Here is a 15644-nt window from a genome sequence, read left to right as displayed (position 1 = left end):
CGTGCGTCTATCGCACGTGCTTGTTTTTTTTTGAACAGGCTAACCAGTTACCAAACCGGTTTATACTCTCCAGGAGTCAGGAATCTTCTTTGAGGTTTGATATACCGTTTCAGCTCTACCATGAGGAGTCTTTGGAGGGATTTTGTCTGAACCTGGCCGGCGATATCGGCAGGGAAAGGGAAAACTCCGATGTCGTTGAACTTCACACGGTACCGGCCTTCATGGACCAGCTCTTTTTCTTGATTGAATACCTTTGCCAACACATGGACGTGCCTGGATTCGTTCCCATCAAGCGCCTCGTCCACTTTTTGCACCTGAAAGCGGAAGCTGTACTCCTCCTTCATGCCCATTCCTCCTATCAGATCGGCTTTTATCTATGATTGCACATCGGGCACGTTTATGGCAATCTAGTACTATTATGATTTTATGGATTGCACAACTGGAGGCGGAAAAGAGTGAAAATTGACGTAACGAAGTGCCATGGATCCGGAAATGATTTTCTATTGTTGGATGAAGTCGGAAAGGCTTACGATTTTACCGATGAGGATCGAAGGGCGTTGACCCTCACCCTCTGCAACCGGGAAACAGGCCCGGGAGCGGATGGGATCTTATTTGTCCTTGAAAGCGACAGATGTGATGCCATGATGAGAGTCTTCAATTCCGATGGATCTGAAGCATCGATGTGTGGCAATGGCCTGCGCTGTGTCGGACGTTATGTGTGTGAAAAGATCGAGAAGGACGACATCATGGTGGAAACGTTAAAAGCAGATCTCCACATATCGAAAGAGGAAGACCTTTATGATGGGATCCCTACGTACAATGTCGAGATTTCCCCGGTCCTTTTTGATTTATCGTCCCTTCCGATGAATGGGCACGGGGAGAAGCTGATTGACGAAAAAGTGGAAGGTCTACCGACTGAAAGAGCTTTTACTGCACTGGCCGTCCCAAACCCCCATTTGATTGCCGTGGTCGACCGGGATGTGCTCTCAAGAGATGAACAAAAGGACATATCGGAATATCTAAACGGATCGAATCCGATCTGTCCGGATGGAGTGAATGTGAGCTATGTGACCATCATGGATAAGGGGGCAATCTTTGTCAGAACCTATGAGCGAGGAGTTGGATTCACCAATGCATGCGGCACGGCGATGTCGGCTTCCACCTTCGTTACATGCCTTCTCGGATATAACGAGAAAGGAGTTGCGGTGGACGTATATAATCCCGGTGGAAAAGTAAAGGTCGTCGTCAATGAACGCACCGATGGCTCGTATTTCATGGAGCTGATCGGAAATGCTACATATATGTACGAAGCGACCATACAGTGGGATCCTGCGTTCCCGGACCGCTATGTTTGGGAAGCGAAGAAGGAGCTTGATGAGCATGTTGCGTATCGTCAGTTGGAGGAGCATGCGGCGTCACTTGTGAAAGAAAAGGTTTTCCTGTAAACAGATAAAAGCCGGCATCCGTTCGAAACATGAGCGGCTGCCGGTTTTTTTGGATCATCCATTTGATTGTAAAAAGGTCACCACTTCTTTGAAAGGTTGTTGTTCTCCTGCCTTGTAATAGTCGAAAAACGGACAGCCGATCTCCCTGAAGCGATTCACGACGGCTTCCATCGTGAAACGGGAAGGGTCAAGGTCAAGATCCACTTCCTCCCAAAGGAGCGGGGTTGAAACGAGACCTTCATTATTACCCCTTACCGAGTAGGGGGCTACAAGTGTCTTGCCTGGTCCATGTTGGACATAGTCGATATAAAGTCGTCCTTTTCGTTCTTTTTTCAATCGTTCCACCGTGAACTCTTCAGGGTGGGTTGAAACGAGGTAGCGGGCGATGAATTCGGTGAAGAGCCGGGTATCATCCCATGTATATCCCCTTGGGATGGGGATATGGAGCTGGAGTCCTTTGTTCCCTGAAGTTTTGACGAAGCTCCGCAGGTGGAGGCGATCAAGAATATCTTTCAGGATCAGGGCAGCCTTGACGGCAAGGGGGAATGCCGAGCAATCAGGCGGGTCAAGATCGAAAGCGACTTCGAACACATCCTCCCTTCCCTGGAGCTGAAAGGGAACGTGGAGCTCAAGGGCCAGTTGATTCCCAAGCCACATCAACGTATCAATCGTATGGCATAGAGTATAATCAATGGAATCCTCCCTGACCGTTTCCACAAAATCAGGGGCATGTTCTGGCGTGTTCTTTTGGTAAAAAGATTCCCCGAAGATGCCGTGGGGATAACGGATGCAGGTGATGGCTCGTCCATGTATAAATGGAAGGATGGCGCCTGATACCTTTCGCAAATAATGCAGGTATTCAAGCTTTGATATGCCTTCGAAAATCGGTTTTTCAGGATGGGTGACGGATACGCTCCCCGGAAGACTCAGTTCATCGACCCTGAAGCGCTCCTCGGAACAGGTTTCCGGTGCTTCAGAAAAGAGGAACCGACTGAAATGCGGCTCGCGTAGCCCATCATCGTATCGTTCAAGATAATGAAGTTCTACGGTGATGGAAGGCGAGATGGAAAAGAATGTGCCGTCTTTACCGGTATGATTCTCCTGGATAATCTGTTTGAGGGACCTCTTTTCCCCAGGGCTCAAACCGAAGTGGAAGGCTCCAAGGGAGATGATCTCGTCCCCTCTATAAACGCCTACATAAAAATAATCGTTGCGGGATTCCCAACCTGTGATGAAGCAAGAACAGGTTTTCCAGTTTTTCACCTTGAGCCAATTGGTGCTTCGGACTCCTTCTTCCCAGGTTCCGTACTTCTTTTTGAATACAAGGCCCTCACCCTCCTGATCGTACACTTCTTTTAAAAGCAAGTGGTGATCGCGCGTACATGGAATCATTTGCAGGAGTTCCCGATGGTGGGGGGAAGGGGATGTGGGAAGACCTGCCCGACAGAATAACGCAAGAAGGATCTCCTTACGCTTTTCGTAGGGAAGATGCTTTGTTTCTTTTGATCCGGAGCGAAGCAGGTCGAAGCACAGGAAAACGGCAGGTCTGATCGAACGTGCCCGGTGTATGTTCCTTTGATTCTTCATTCGTCCCCGCACCTGGAGGGCTCTGAATTCAGACGACAGGGACGTTCGGAGAAGGACGATTTCCCCGTCGAGCATGAGGGGAACCGGGAGCTTACCTTCCTCGATCAGTTCATTGATGTACTTTTCGATTTCAGGGAATTGTGGCAACAGGTTGGTCCCATTCCGGCTTATGAGCTTCATCCTATCTCGTGTTTCAATCTGGAGGATTCCCCGGAACCCGTCATACTTCACTTCGGAGAGCCATATATCCCCTTCGGGTGGATCCGTCGTCAGTGTTGGCAGCATGGGCTTCATCAGCTATCATCCTTCCTTGTTCGGCTTTTCGTTTAAAACGTCCCCGGTAGTATGCCCTGTTTACTCATTTCCAATAGTTCAGGGGGATGAACGAATGGAAGGGGAGAAAGCTAATGAAAATAGGATTAGTTTGACTTTAGGAGGGTATTGAAATGCATACAATCTGGAAGGGATCGATCAGCTTCGGCCTCGTGAACATCCCCATCAAGCTTCATTCTGCAACAGAAGACCGTGACATCAAGCTCCGCTCTCTTCATAAAGAGTGCCATACACCGATCAAATATGAGAAGGTGTGCCCGGTATGTGACAAGTCGGTTGGTCAAGGGGATATTGTCAAAGGCTACGAGCTGACGAAAGGCAAATTTGTTGTACTCGAGGAGGAGGAGCTGGGAGGTCTGAAAGAAGGGAACGAAGAGCGTGCCGTGTCGATCCAGGATTTCATCCGGATGGACGAGATCGATCCGATCTTTTACGACCGTACGTATTATGTATCTCCGGAAGATGGAGGGAAAAAAGCCTATTCACTCCTTCGAAAGGCCTTATCCGAGTCAGGAAAGGTGGGCATTGCCAAATTCATCATGCGGTCCAAGGAACATCTCTGTGTCATCAGGGTGTATGATAAGACCCTTGTCATGGAAACGATTCATTATCCGGATGAGGTCCGACCTTCATCCGATGTCCCGAATGTACCAGCTGAGGATGATATTACGTCGAAAGAATTGGAAACGGCGACACTGCTCATCGATCAGTTGACGGCGGAATTCAACCCGGAGAACTATAAAGATGAATACCGGGAGCGGTTAATGGCATTGATCGAAGGCAAGCAGACAGGTGAGGAAGTCGTCACTCCGGCTGAAAGAGCTCCTCGGGACAATGTAACGGATCTCATGGCTGCCCTTCAGGCATCCATCGATACGTCAAAGCCTCAGCCAACATCACAACCAAAGAAAAAGACGACAAAAAAGAAAGCGAAAGCATGAAGTGAGGGAGAAACATGGAAGGAAGAGATAAAAAGACGTGGGCTGCCTTGATCCTTGGGGTCGCCTTCCTCGTCTTATTCACATGGGGATTCATCTCCATCGTTGATGAATTGAGGGAAAATGAAGTCGAATCATTTGATAAGGCAGTGATCGATTTTGTACAAGGATTCATTTCACCCAAGTTGACGACCATCATGACGTCCATCACCTTTTTGGGCGGGGTGATGGGGATTGCGATGGGTACCATCATAAGCATCGTGATCCTTCTTTTCTTGAAGAAGGTTCCGCTGGCTGTCTTCATGGCGATCACGGTGGGAATCGGAGGGGCCTTCAACTCGCTCCTGAAATCCCTGTTCAAGCGGGATCGTCCCGATTTCCACGTGTTGGTCGAGCAGGGGGGGTACAGCTTCCCGAGCGGTCATTCAATGGGCTCATTCATCTTTTACGGAGCAATTGCATTTATGCTCTACCGGGCATTCGACCGTCATCTCTATAAATGGATCTCCATTGTTATCGCAGTCGGTCTCATCCTGGTGATCGGGACGAGCAGGGTCTATCTTGGCGTCCACTATCCAAGCGATATCGTCGGAGGATATTCCGCCGGAGGGGCATGGCTCATCGTGAGCATCCTGGCCTACAGCTATTTGGCGAAGCGCTACAAATGGTGGAATAAAGACGAAAAAAAAGCTTGAAACCTTATCGAAGGTGACATATAATGATGATATTGAAAATCATTCTCATTTAAAGAGTTCCACCTCTGATAAACGAGAATACCCCCCGGAAGAACAGGTCCCGCATAGGCCTGTTCTTCTTTTCGTGGGTGAGCCTGCATAAGGCAATGTGATTGCATTTATCGACTAGCTATAAGGCAATGTGATTGCATTTATCGACTAGCTGTCGTAAATTGTATAAGGATGTTGTTTAAGGAGGATTGATCATGAAGCATCATGATGATAAACGATTCCGCATTGCCAATCAGGAAGCCCTTATCGGGGTTGCACTGGTCTTGATCAATTTCCTGTGGTGGTACGGATTCGCTTACGGACTTGGCGGTCAGCCAGTCTCCGATTATACGTGGATCTTCGGGATGCCTGCCTGGTTCGTATACAGCTGTATCGGCGGTTTTATCCTGATGGTAGTGCTTGTGGCCTTCGTGGTGAAATATTTGCTGACGGATATACCGTTTGATGAGGAGGAAGATTGTGAGTAATATCGCTCTTATACCCTTTATACTATTCCTCATCATCATTTTTGCAGTTGGGATGTATACGGCCAGAAGCGTGAACAAGGCCGAATCTTTTGTTCAGGAATATTTTCTCGGAAGCCGCCAAATGGGAGGCTTCATTTTAGCCATGTCGATGATGGCCACTTACGGGAGTGCCAGTACATTCATCGGCGGACCCGGTGCTGCCTATACATATGGTCTCTCGTGGGTGCTGCTCGCCATGAGCCAGGTCGTGACGGGGTATTTTGTCCTTTTGGTGCTCGGGAAGAAATTTGCCATCATGTCCAGGAAATACAATGCCGTCACTCTTATTGATTATCTTCAGGGCCGCTACGGAAGTAAGTCGATCACCATTTTTGCCTCCATCAGCATCATCGTGTTCCTGTTTTCGGCGATGATTGCTCAATGGGTTGGAGGTGCGCGTCTGATTGAATCTCTGACGGGACTGTCTTACCGTACCGCACTTGTCTTCTTTGCCGTTTCGGTGCTTGTGTATGTGATTGTCGGAGGCTTCAGGGCCGTTGCCGTGACCGATGCGATTCAAGGGCTCGTCATGATGGCCGGCACCTTGATCCTGTTGATTGCCGTCGTTCATGCAGGTGGAGGCATGGAATCGATCATGAACGATTTGAAACGAATCGACCCTGGTCTCGTGACGCCCTACGGACCCGATCGTCAGTTCAGCTCTGCCTACATTTCGTCCTTCTGGATCCTCGTGGGGGTCGGAGTCGTAGGCCTACCGCAAGTCGCTGTCAGGGCCATGGGATACAAGGATTCGAGAAGCATGCATCGTGCCCTCATCATCGGGACGATCGTTGTGGGAATCGTCATGCTAGGGATGCATCTTTCAGGAGTGCTGGGGAGATCTGTCCTGCCGGGAATTGAAGATGCAGATAAAGTGATGCCGACCCTGACACTTGAAGTCCTGCCGCCTTGGGTATCAGGCATTGTCCTTGCGGCACCGATGGCAGCCATCATGTCCACGGTCGATGCCCTGTTGTTGATGGTTTCGTCTGCCCTCGTGAAGGATGTGTACATGAATTTCATCAACAGGGATGCACAAGAGAAGCAGATCAAAAGAGTCAGTTTATGGGTGACGGCCCTGACGGGGGTCCTCGTCTTTTTCCTTTCTCTGAGTCCACCTGACCTGATTATCTGGTTGAATCTGTTTTCCTTTGGTGGATTGGAGGCTGTTTTCATCTGGCCTATCGTTCTTGGACTCTATTGGAGAAGGGGGAACGGAAAAGGGGCCCTTGCATCTATGGTTACGGGACTGGTCTCGTACGTTCTTTTTTATCATTTCATTCCGAACTTCATGGATGTGAATACCGTGGTATTTCCGATCCTGATTTCGCTGGTGGTATACATCATCGTTTCCCTGGTTACGAAAGATCAATACAAAGAAGGATGGGCTTAGCCCATCCTTCTTTGTATAGGTGGCGGAAAGTGGGGTAGAGTGAAGATAATGTAGCCGATCAGGCGAGAAGAGGTGGGAGCATGAAGGAGATCATCATCGTGGGTGGAGGGGTCAGCGGACTTACGGCCGCTGCCCTCCTGAGCAAGAAAGGTGAAGCCGTCACCCTGCTTGAAGGCTCAAGGGAATGGGGAGGGTGCGCCGGGAAGTTCCAGCGGGGCAAGCACCTTTTTCCGGTCGGTGCCACCCTGGGTATGGGTTTAGAGGAGGAAGGGATTCATCAGAGGATCTTCAACTATTTACAGGTGGATCCACCTGAGTCCCATCTTCTTGATGAGGTGATGAATGTGCACCTGCATGGCCGGAAACTCGTCTTCCACCGTGACAGGGATAAACATGTAGCCCGACTCAAAAACCAGTTTCCCCGGTGTGCCTCTGATCTGGAACGATTTTATGCACTTGTGTATAAAATCGCATCGCGGATCAGGCAGCTGATGGATCCCCTGCCGGCCCTTCCTCCAAAGACTCCTTGGGAGTGGGCAATCCTGGTCAAGAGCCTTCAACCCGGTACATTGGCTCTCCTTCCCTACATCAATCGGACAATGGGTGGGGTTCTGGCATCATTCGGTCTGCACCGGCATGGGGATTTTCAGACATTTATTGATGGTCAACTGATCGATAGTATGCAGACAACTTCTGAAGAATGCTCATTCCTTCTTGGATGCCTCGCCCTTGATATGTATCATCAAGGTGCTTTCTACGTCGATGGGGGCCTGTACCGGATGGCAGAAGAACTGGCTAAATCAGCTGAAATGTCGGGAGCTCTCCTGAAACGCGGGAGAAAAGTGGAGAAAATCAGTAAAGAACAAGATCGCTGGCAGGTAGAAGACCATCGAGGAAACCGATATGAAGGTAGCCACATCATCTTTTCAGCGCCAATCGAAGCGCTTCCGCCATTGCTGGATGAAGAAAGCGGGAACACGATTAAGCGAATCTTGAACCCCAAAAGGAATTTAACCTCATGGGGCACGATGACGGTCTACTTTGTCCTGGATGAAGCTAAGATTCCTGACGGCATGACCCTGTTTCAGCAGATTTGTACAGGAAATAGTATGAGCGAAGGGGAGCATCTCTTTTTATCCCTTTCAAAACGGGGAGATCACCTCCGCTCCCCATCCGGGTTCAGAACCTTGACCGTCTCGACCCACACGGATCTGTCTAGATGGGAGACGAAAGAAAAGTACGATGCGTATAAGCAGGAGCTGCATGAAAAGATGCTTTCGGTCATCGAAGGGACGTTTTCAGGTTTCAGCGAATCCATCGTGGATCAATATCCCGGCGCCCCGCGTGCATGGGAACGATTCACGGGTCGACCCGACGGGATGGTCGGGGGATATCCGCAGACGACGGAAAACGCCCTCTTCCACAGCATTTCCCACCGTACCCCCCTAGACGGATTATGGGTGTGTGGGGATTCGGTTTTCCCGGGAGCGGGTACAATCGGTGTGTCAGTGAGTGCGTATCATGTATGCCGTTCCATTACAGGTCTGAAGCTTCCGTGAAAGTTTTTGACAAAAAATTCGAAAAAAATGGTTGACTTTTAAAACCAAAGAGCATAACATGATAATCAATCAAATGAGCGAATGGCTGTGACGAAGAGGAGTACCTTCGATGATCCACTCAAGAGAGCTAGTGGTTGGTGTGAACTAGCGTGGTGAACGATGGGAATGGACTTCCGAGCCCCCAGACCGAAACGGGTGACCGAGGTAGGCTCTGGCGAATGTCCGATCGTTATCCGGTACACGCATTCAAGCATGAGCTTCGATGCGGTCAAGCGGGCTGTAATTGCAGTCAACAAAGGTGGCACCACGGGTATCTCGTCCTTTTCTAATGAATAGGAAAGCGAGATGCCCTTTTTTTGTACAAAAAAATTAAAAACCATTACATCGTTGAATAAGAGGAGTACATTCAAGTGAGGCTTTACAGAGAATCAGGGATGGTGAGACCCTGATAAGTCAGCTTGTCTGGAATGGACTTATGAGAGATGATCTGAACAGTGCAGTAGGATCATACGGATTTCCCACGTTACAGGGATAGGGTATAGGCTGGTCAAGCCCGTACCTGAATAAGAGGGGGACACTTGTCCCCAACTAGAGGTGGCAACGCGGTCAGCATCGTCCTCTATGAACAACTGTTCATGGAGGATTTTTTTGTGGAAAAGAATGGAGGAAGCAGAATGAGAAAGATGAAAGTAAAGGAACTGAACGGGGATATGTTCACCCCGATCTCTTTATTCCAAACGATTAGCGGGAAGAAGAAATTCCTGCTTGAAAGCTCACTAAAAAACGAAGAAACAGGGCGCTATTCATTCGTCGGAAGCGATCCTTTCATGGAATGCACGGCGAATGGCCAAGAAGTGGCCGTAGAAGATAGTGAAGGCAAAAGGCATCTGACCGGCGATCCGATTTCCATCATCGACGCTCTTGTTACTCGGGTCGAATCAGGGGAAAGCCGCTTCCCATTCATGGGGGGTGGGATCGGTTATCTTGGTTACGATGTGATCAGACAGATGGAGCAGATCGGCATCACACCCCATGATCAATTGCACATGCCGGATATTCATCTGATGTTTTATGAAAAGGTCATCGTCTTCGATCATGTCGAGCAGAAGGTATTCATCGTCGTCAGCTCAGAGGGCACTGAAGACCTTGATCACCGGATAATGGCTGTGGAATCGGAGATGCGGATGATCCATCTTGATCCCCGCAAAGAAAGAATCGAGAAGCTTTCTTTTCATGCGCAACTAAGCAAAGAAGAATTCATGATGAAAGTGGAGAAGGCGAAAGAATCGATCTTGAAAGGTGATGTTTTCCAGGTGGTCCTTTCACAGCGGCTCCAGGCGCAGTTCAAAGGAGATGCATTTTCCTTTTACAGGAGCCTCCGGAAATCCAACCCTTCGCCCTATATGTTTTTCATCGATTTTGAAGAATATGTGGTGTTGGGTGCTTCGCCAGAGAGTCTGATCAGGGTGAAGGGATCCGAGGTGACCACCAATCCTATCGCGGGGACGAGAAAGCGTGGGAATACGGTGGAGGAAGACCGCAGGCTCGAAACCGAGCTCCTGGGCGATGAGAAAGAGATTGCAGAACATCGCATGCTCGTCGATCTTGGGCGGAACGACCTGGGGAGGATCTGTGACCCTGGTACAATCCGGTTGAGTAAATATATGCTGGTCGAACGATACAAATATGTGATGCATATCGTTTCAGAAGTGAAAGGTAGGTTGAAGGAAGGAATCTCCCCCCTTCAGTCACTGGCTGCCTGCTTGCCGGCGGGGACGGTGAGCGGTGCACCGAAGATCCGGGCCATGCAGATCATCAACGACTTGGAACCGGTCAAAAGGGGCGTCTATTCCGGAGCGGTCGGGTACTTGAGTTTCACAGGCGATCTTGACTTTGCCCTGGCGATCAGGACGATGGTCGTCAAGGATCAGATGGCTTTTGTTCAGGCAGGGGCGGGGATTGTATTCGATTCAGATCCCGCCAGTGAATTCGAGGAGACGATGAATAAAGCCAAATCCCTGTTGGAGGTATCGGAATGATCCTGTTGATCGATAATTACGATTCATTTACCTATAATCTGTATCAATACTTGACTGAGCTTGGGGAAGAGGTCATGGTGAAACGGAATGACCGCACTAGCCTCGACGAGATCCGGGAGCTTGAGCCGGATGCCATCATTCTCTCCCCTGGACCCGGAAGGCCGGAAGATGCGGGTCTGTGCATCAGTATTATCCAGAATCTTCACGCTAGTCTGCCGATACTGGGCGTCTGCCTCGGTCATCAGGCCATCGCAGCTGCCTTTGGTGCAGAAATCGAAAGGGCCAGAGTCATCAAGCACGGAAAGACGTCGATGATCCGCCATACGGGGGGAGGCCTGTTCCATTATCTACCTCAGCCCCTGGAGGTGATGAGGTACCACTCACTTGTGGTGAAAAGGGAAACCCTTCCCCCTCAGTTTGAGACGTTGGCCGTTGCCATGGATGATGGGGAAATCATGGCAATCAAGCATAGCGGTTATCCGCTTTACGGTCTGCAATTCCATCCCGAATCGATCGGGACGCTTTCAGGAAAGGACATATTGAAGCACTTCATAGACGAGATGAGAAAGGGGAATCACCGTGAAACACGTACTGAACAAATTATCTGACGGTCATTCACTAGGAAGAGAAGAGATGAGGGAAGCAGTAAGGGAAATGCTTCAAGAAGGAACAACGGATAGCGAGATTGCCTGTTTTTTGACCCTGTTGAGAATCAAAGGAGAAACCGTGGATGAAATCACGGCCCTTGTTGAAGTCCTGAGGGAACAGGCAATGCCCGTCCGAAAACTCGAGCAGGGAGTCATGGATAACTGCGGTACGGGTGGTGACCAGTCACAAAGTTTCAACATCAGTACCACCAGCGCATTCGTATTGGCAGGAGCTGGTGTGAAGGTCGCAAAGCACGGTAATCGGAGCATCACAAGCCGAACGGGAAGTGCAGATGTACTGGAGGGACTGGGTGTGGCCCTTGATTTCGACGGGGAAGAGATTGAAGAGCTACTGAACCGTAACAATATCGCATTTTTATATGCACCGTTTGTTCATAAAAGCCTGAAGAAAGTCATGAAGGTAAGGAGGGAGATGAAGATTCCCACCATCTTCAACCTCATCGGCCCCCTGACCAATCCCGTGCAACTGGATACACAGCTGGTCGGGGTCTTTCGGAGAGATAAGCTTGAGACGATGGCAGAAGTGCTGAGGGAGCTCGGTCGCAAAAGAGCCGTTGTCCTGAACGGAGCAGGTCAAATGGATGAAGCATCACTCGCAGGAGAGAACCATTTGACCATTCTTGAAGATGATCGCATTTCATCCGTGATCCTGAAAGCGGAGGATGTGGGTCTGAACTCGTATGGAAATGAGGAAATCACCGGTGGAAGTGCGGGTGAAAATGCCGGCATTCTCATGAATGTACTGGAAGGGCGGGAAGGAGCACATCTTGACACCGTGCTCTTCAATTCAGGCATAGGGCTTTATGCAAGCGGCAAGGCAGGAACCATCTCTGAGGGCGTGCATCTTGCCAGGGAAAGCATCCGGAGCGGAAACGCCTTGAATGCTCTCCAAGCCATGATCCACTATAGCGCAAATCGCAGAAAGAAGGTCATCCCATCATGACAACCATATTGGAAACAATCATCAAGAAGAAGAAGGAAGAAGTCGCAAAGCTGAAGACGGAAGGATTCAAGAGACACCATCTCGGTTCCCAAAAGAAACCATTCCGTTCTTCCCTGCAGGAGGAGCACCTCCATATCATAGCCGAGATCAAACGGGCGTCCCCGTCAAAGGGGGATATCAGAATGGATGTCGACCCCGTGGAGCAGGCGAAGAGCTATGAACAGGCAGGAGCTGCGGCCATATCGGTCTTGACCGACGCATCATTCTTCAAAGGGAGCTATGATGATCTTGCCGAGGTGAGCGTGAAGGTGTCGGTTCCCGTCCTGTGCAAGGATTTCATGATCGATGAGCTTCAGATCGATCAAGCGGAAGATGCAGGCGCATCCATCATTCTTCTGATTGCTGCCGCCCTGGATGATCAACGGATGAAAGATCTATATGATTATGCAAGGGGAAAGGGTCTTGAAGTACTGGTGGAAGTACACGATGAAGGCGAAATGCGGAGGGCACTGGCTCTCGGGGCAAGCGTGATCGGTATCAACAACCGAAACCTTAAGACATTCGAAGTGGACATCCATAAGACGGCAACGCTGAGTTCTCTTGTAAAAGGCAAGGACGTGAAGCTGATCAGCGAGAGTGGGATCAAGACGATTCAAGATTGCAAGACGGTGGCAGAAGACGGAGCCGATGCCATTCTCATCGGAGAGACCCTCATGCGCAGCCAGGACCCTGCCGGACTTGTTGCTTCCTTTCAGGTAAAGAAGGTGACGGAATGACAAAGGTCAAGATATGCGGAGTGAGAACACTTGAGGAAGCACAATGGGCGGTGGAAGCCGGAGCAGATGCGGTCGGATTCGTGTTTGCAGAAAGCAAAAGGAAGATTTCGGTACGGGAAGCGGCGGTCATCAGCTCTGAACTGCCGGACCACGTGATGAAAATCGGAGTTTTCGTCAATGAATCCAAGCAAACACTTGAATCCATCTTTGTAGAAGCGGGGCTTGACTATGTTCAGCTCCATGGAGATGAAACACCTGAATTTTGCCTCGCACTTTCCATACCGTATATCAAAGCTGTCTCGATCAAAGTGGAATCAGATGTGAAACGGGTAGGGCTTTATCCTGAAGGGCCGATTCTTGTAGACAGTGGAAAGGGACCTCATCGCGGTGGTAACGGGACCACATTCCAGTGGGATTACCTGAAGGGGATCGAGAGGTCCGGGCATCGGATCATCCTTGCTGGGGGATTGAATGTATCCAATATAGGAGAAGCCATCCAGGAAGTCCGTCCGGAAATGGTAGATTTATCGAGCGGGGTAGAAATGGACGGAAGAAAAGACCGGGAAAAAATCTTCGATCTCATGAAAACAGTCAAACAATTGGAGGGAATACAATGATGTATGCACAGCCGGATCAACGAGGACTATTTGGACCATATGGAGGGAAATTCGTTCCTGAAACGCTCATGAAGGCGGTGAATGAACTCGAATCCGCCTACGAAGAAGCGATGGTGGATCCATCCTTCCAAGAAGAACTTCAGCTCTACCTGAAAGACTATGTGGGACGGGAAAATCCCCTCTATCATGCCAGGAATCTATCAGACAAAGTCGGTGGGGCGAAAATCTATCTGAAACGAGAAGATCTGAATCATACAGGTGCCCACAAAATTAATAATACGATCGGTCAGGCCCTCCTTGCTGTCAGGATGGGTAAGAAGAAAGTCGTCGCAGAAACAGGTGCGGGCCAGCATGGTGTGGCTACGGCAACCGTATGTGCCCTACTGAACCTGGATTGCGTCATCTTCATGGGGGAAGAGGATATCAGAAGGCAGAAGCTCAATGTATTCCGGATGGAACTACTCGGAGCAGAAGTGGTAGGGGTCAAACAGGGGAGCGCGACCCTTAAGGATGCCGTGAATGAAGCCCTTCGCTACTGGGTCTCCCATGTAGATGACACCCATTACATCATGGGGTCTGTCCTCGGCCCGCACCCGTTTCCAAAAATGGTCAGGGACTTCCAGAGCGTCATCGGAAATGAAACGAAGAAACAGTTTTTCTTAAAGGAAAACAGGCTGCCCGAAGCGATCGTCGCTTGCGTGGGCGGCGGTAGCAATGCCATGGGCATGTTCCACCCGTTTGTCGGAGACGATGTTGCATTATACGGGGTGGAAGCCGCAGGGGCAGGTGTTGAAACGGATAAGCATGCAGCCACTCTGACGAAGGGATCTGTGGGGATCCTGCACGGAAGCATGATGTATCTGCTACAGGATGATAGCGGCCAGATCCAAGAAGCCCATTCGGTTTCAGCGGGACTTGATTACCCGGGGGTCGGTCCAGAACATAGCTTTTTGAAAGATCAAGGACGCGTTACCTATGCGGCGGTGACCGACGGTGAGGCACTGGATGCATTTCAGCTTCTGTGCAAGACCGAAGGAATCATCCCGGCACTGGAAAGCTCCCATGCCGTTGCTTATGCTGTGGAGCTTGCGAAGGAAATGAAGCCGGAAGAATCCATCGTCATCTGCCTATCGGGCCGTGGAGATAAAGATGTGAATCAAGTACAAGACATGCTGGGAGGTAGTCAACATGGGTAAGGAGTTTTTGGAAAAGGCATTGAAAACCGAACTCGAGCTTGGAAATAAGGTGTTCATCCCCTATATCATGGCCGGTGATGGAGGGCTTGATGAACTCATCCCCACGCTACGACGGTTGGAGGCGCATGGGGCGACAGCCATTGAGCTTGGGATCCCGTTTTCAGATCCCGTTGCCGATGGACCAACGATCCAGGAAGCTGGTAAGCGGGCCTTGAAGCACGGGACGACACTCGCCGGTGTACTGGATGTCTTGAAGGGAAATCGTCATGAAGTCACGATCCCATTGGTATTCATGACGTATATCAATCCGATTTTTCGCTATGGTGTGTCCCGCTTCTTCCGTGATTGCCGGGAAGCGGGAGTGGACGGACTCATCATACCCGATCTGCCCCTCGAGCATCTTGACCTGATAGAAGCGGATGCTGTGGAGCATGGAATCGCCATCATCCAGCTCGCAACCCTGACAAGCAGTGAAGAACGCGTCAAGGAGCTTGCAAGAAGATCGGAGGGCTTCCTTTATGCCGTAACGGTCAAAGGAATCACCGGGGCACGGAAGGAATTTGACGACGTCATCAGCAGACACCTCAATCTCCTGAAGGAACACAGCCCTGTCCCGGTCCTCGCAGGCTTCGGTATCTCGAGCCCTGAGCATGTGAAAACCATGTCGCAGAGCTGTGACGGAGTGGTGGTAGGAAGCAGGATCATCGATCTCCTTCAAACAGATGATGAGGAAACCATCAAGTCCTTGATCGGTGCATCCAAAGGAGTACGTGTGTAAGAAAAAGTAACCCTGAGGGTAGTCCCAGTTATGTGAAAATCCAAGCAAGCTCCTTCTTATCCCTAACGATGGAGCTGCTTGGATTTTTTTGTGGAGTGATAAGTAGGAGAGGAAATTACA

General features: G+C 50.0%; 15 protein-coding genes and 2 other annotated features. Of the genes, 13 read left to right on the top strand and 2 right to left on the bottom strand.

What is annotated here, in order from left to right:
• Nucleotides 1–47: 47 nt before the first annotated feature.
• Nucleotides 48–344, bottom strand: a complete 297-nt coding sequence (locus ABJ225_RS05255) for a hypothetical protein (RefSeq protein WP_053426851.1) — start codon at nt 342–344, stop codon at nt 48–50.
• 111 nt (nt 345–455) lie between these two features.
• Between ABJ225_RS05255 and dapF the strand changes: the two genes are divergently transcribed.
• A complete protein-coding gene (dapF, locus tag ABJ225_RS05250) occupies nt 456–1445 on the top strand; it encodes a diaminopimelate epimerase (RefSeq protein ID WP_347318866.1) in 990 nt (329 codons plus the stop codon).
• Between the two features lie 54 nt (nt 1446–1499).
• Here the strand turns inward: dapF and ligD are convergent, their stop codons facing one another.
• Nucleotides 1500–3317 (bottom strand): DNA ligase D, encoded by a 1818-nt coding sequence (gene ligD, locus ABJ225_RS05245; protein ID WP_218246319.1) that lies wholly within the window; start codon nt 3315–3317, stop codon nt 1500–1502.
• A 161-nt stretch (nt 3318–3478) separates the two neighbouring features.
• Here ligD and ku point away from each other — a divergent pair, with 161 nt between their 5' ends.
• The 12 genes from ku to trpA all read left to right on the top strand — a co-directional run bounded on the left by ku (nt 3479) and on the right by trpA (nt 15524).
• Nucleotides 3479–4306, top strand: coding sequence for a non-homologous end joining protein Ku (gene ku / locus ABJ225_RS05240; RefSeq protein ID WP_218246016.1), 828 nt, complete (start codon nt 3479–3481; stop codon nt 4304–4306).
• 14 nt (nt 4307–4320) lie between these two features.
• Nucleotides 4321–4998, top strand: coding sequence for a phosphatase PAP2 family protein (locus ABJ225_RS05235; protein WP_218246015.1), 678 nt, complete (start codon nt 4321–4323; stop codon nt 4996–4998).
• A gap of 245 nt (nt 4999–5243) precedes the next feature.
• On the top strand, nt 5244–5516 hold the full coding sequence (locus tag ABJ225_RS05230; protein WP_218246014.1) for a YhdT family protein: 273 nt from the start codon (nt 5244–5246) through the stop codon (nt 5514–5516).
• Nucleotides 5509–6948 carry a sodium/pantothenate symporter gene (panF, locus tag ABJ225_RS05225; RefSeq protein WP_218246013.1) on the top strand — a complete coding sequence of 480 codons (1440 nt, stop codon included), beginning with the start codon at nt 5509–5511 and terminating at the stop codon, nt 6946–6948. The genes ABJ225_RS05230 and panF overlap by 8 nt, the downstream gene beginning before the upstream one ends.
• Before the next feature lie 80 nt (nt 6949–7028).
• Nucleotides 7029–8507 (top strand): FAD-dependent oxidoreductase, encoded by a 1479-nt coding sequence (locus tag ABJ225_RS05220; RefSeq protein WP_347318862.1) that lies wholly within the window; start codon nt 7029–7031, stop codon nt 8505–8507.
• A gap of 78 nt (nt 8508–8585) precedes the next feature.
• Nucleotides 8586–8833 (top strand) — a binding site (T-box leader).
• 52 nt (nt 8834–8885) lie between these two features.
• Nucleotides 8886–9130 (top strand) — a binding site (T-box leader).
• A 12-nt stretch (nt 9131–9142) separates the two neighbouring features.
• Nucleotides 9143–10546, top strand: a complete 1404-nt coding sequence (trpE, locus tag ABJ225_RS05215; RefSeq protein WP_481900605.1) for an anthranilate synthase component I — start codon at nt 9143–9145, stop codon at nt 10544–10546.
• Nucleotides 10543–11154 carry an anthranilate synthase component II gene (locus ABJ225_RS05210; protein ID WP_251403255.1) on the top strand — a complete coding sequence of 204 codons (612 nt, stop codon included), beginning with the start codon at nt 10543–10545 and terminating at the stop codon, nt 11152–11154. Before trpE ends, ABJ225_RS05210 begins: the two co-directional genes overlap by 4 nt.
• Nucleotides 11126–12157, top strand: a complete 1032-nt coding sequence (gene trpD / locus ABJ225_RS05205) for an anthranilate phosphoribosyltransferase (protein ID WP_347318858.1) — start codon at nt 11126–11128, stop codon at nt 12155–12157. The genes ABJ225_RS05210 and trpD overlap by 29 nt, the downstream gene beginning before the upstream one ends.
• Nucleotides 12154–12933, top strand: a complete 780-nt coding sequence (gene trpC, locus ABJ225_RS05200) for an indole-3-glycerol phosphate synthase TrpC (RefSeq protein ID WP_056536065.1) — start codon at nt 12154–12156, stop codon at nt 12931–12933. Before trpD ends, trpC begins: the two co-directional genes overlap by 4 nt.
• A complete protein-coding gene (locus tag ABJ225_RS05195) occupies nt 12930–13550 on the top strand; it encodes a phosphoribosylanthranilate isomerase (protein WP_347318856.1) in 621 nt (206 codons plus the stop codon). Before trpC ends, ABJ225_RS05195 begins: the two co-directional genes overlap by 4 nt.
• On the top strand, nt 13547–14746 hold the full coding sequence (gene trpB, locus ABJ225_RS05190) for a tryptophan synthase subunit beta (protein WP_056536073.1): 1200 nt from the start codon (nt 13547–13549) through the stop codon (nt 14744–14746). The genes ABJ225_RS05195 and trpB overlap by 4 nt, the downstream gene beginning before the upstream one ends.
• On the top strand, nt 14739–15524 hold the full coding sequence (gene trpA, locus ABJ225_RS05185; protein ID WP_347318854.1) for a tryptophan synthase subunit alpha: 786 nt from the start codon (nt 14739–14741) through the stop codon (nt 15522–15524). The genes trpB and trpA overlap by 8 nt, the downstream gene beginning before the upstream one ends.
• Nucleotides 15525–15644 lie beyond the last annotated feature (120 nt).

It is taken from the genome of Rossellomorea sp. RS05 (assembly GCF_039822645.1).
In the GTDB taxonomy this organism is placed as follows: Bacteria; Bacillota; Bacilli; order Bacillales; family Bacillaceae_B; genus Rossellomorea; species Rossellomorea marisflavi_B.
Note: the sequence above shows the minus strand (reverse complement) of the source record. Positions and strands in the feature narration are given on the sequence as shown.

Bases quoted from the DNA above. Each gene is read 5' to 3' on its own strand.
- ABJ225_RS05255 (WP_053426851.1), bottom strand. From the start codon at position 344: ATGAAGGAGGAGTACAGCTTCCGCTTTCAGGTGCAAAAAGTGGACGAG.
- ligD (WP_218246319.1), bottom strand. From the start codon at position 3,317: ATGCTGCCAACACTGACGACGGATCCACCCGAAGGGGATATATGGCTC.
- ku (WP_218246016.1), top strand. From the start codon at position 3,479: ATGCATACAATCTGGAAGGGATCGATCAGCTTCGGCCTCGTGAACATC.
- ABJ225_RS05235 (WP_218246015.1), top strand. From the start codon at position 4,321: ATGGAAGGAAGAGATAAAAAGACGTGGGCTGCCTTGATCCTTGGGGTC.
- ABJ225_RS05230 (WP_218246014.1), top strand. From the start codon at position 5,244: ATGAAGCATCATGATGATAAACGATTCCGCATTGCCAATCAGGAAGCC.
- ABJ225_RS05220 (WP_347318862.1), top strand. From the start codon at position 7,029: ATGAAGGAGATCATCATCGTGGGTGGAGGGGTCAGCGGACTTACGGCC.
- trpE (WP_481900605.1), top strand. From the start codon at position 9,143: ATGGAGGATTTTTTTGTGGAAAAGAATGGAGGAAGCAGAATGAGAAAG.
- ABJ225_RS05210 (WP_251403255.1), top strand. From the start codon at position 10,543: ATGATCCTGTTGATCGATAATTACGATTCATTTACCTATAATCTGTAT.
- trpC (WP_056536065.1), top strand. From the start codon at position 12,154: ATGACAACCATATTGGAAACAATCATCAAGAAGAAGAAGGAAGAAGTC.
- ABJ225_RS05195 (WP_347318856.1), top strand. From the start codon at position 12,930: ATGACAAAGGTCAAGATATGCGGAGTGAGAACACTTGAGGAAGCACAA.
- trpB (WP_056536073.1), top strand. From the start codon at position 13,547: ATGATGTATGCACAGCCGGATCAACGAGGACTATTTGGACCATATGGA.
- trpA (WP_347318854.1), top strand. From the start codon at position 14,739: ATGGGTAAGGAGTTTTTGGAAAAGGCATTGAAAACCGAACTCGAGCTT.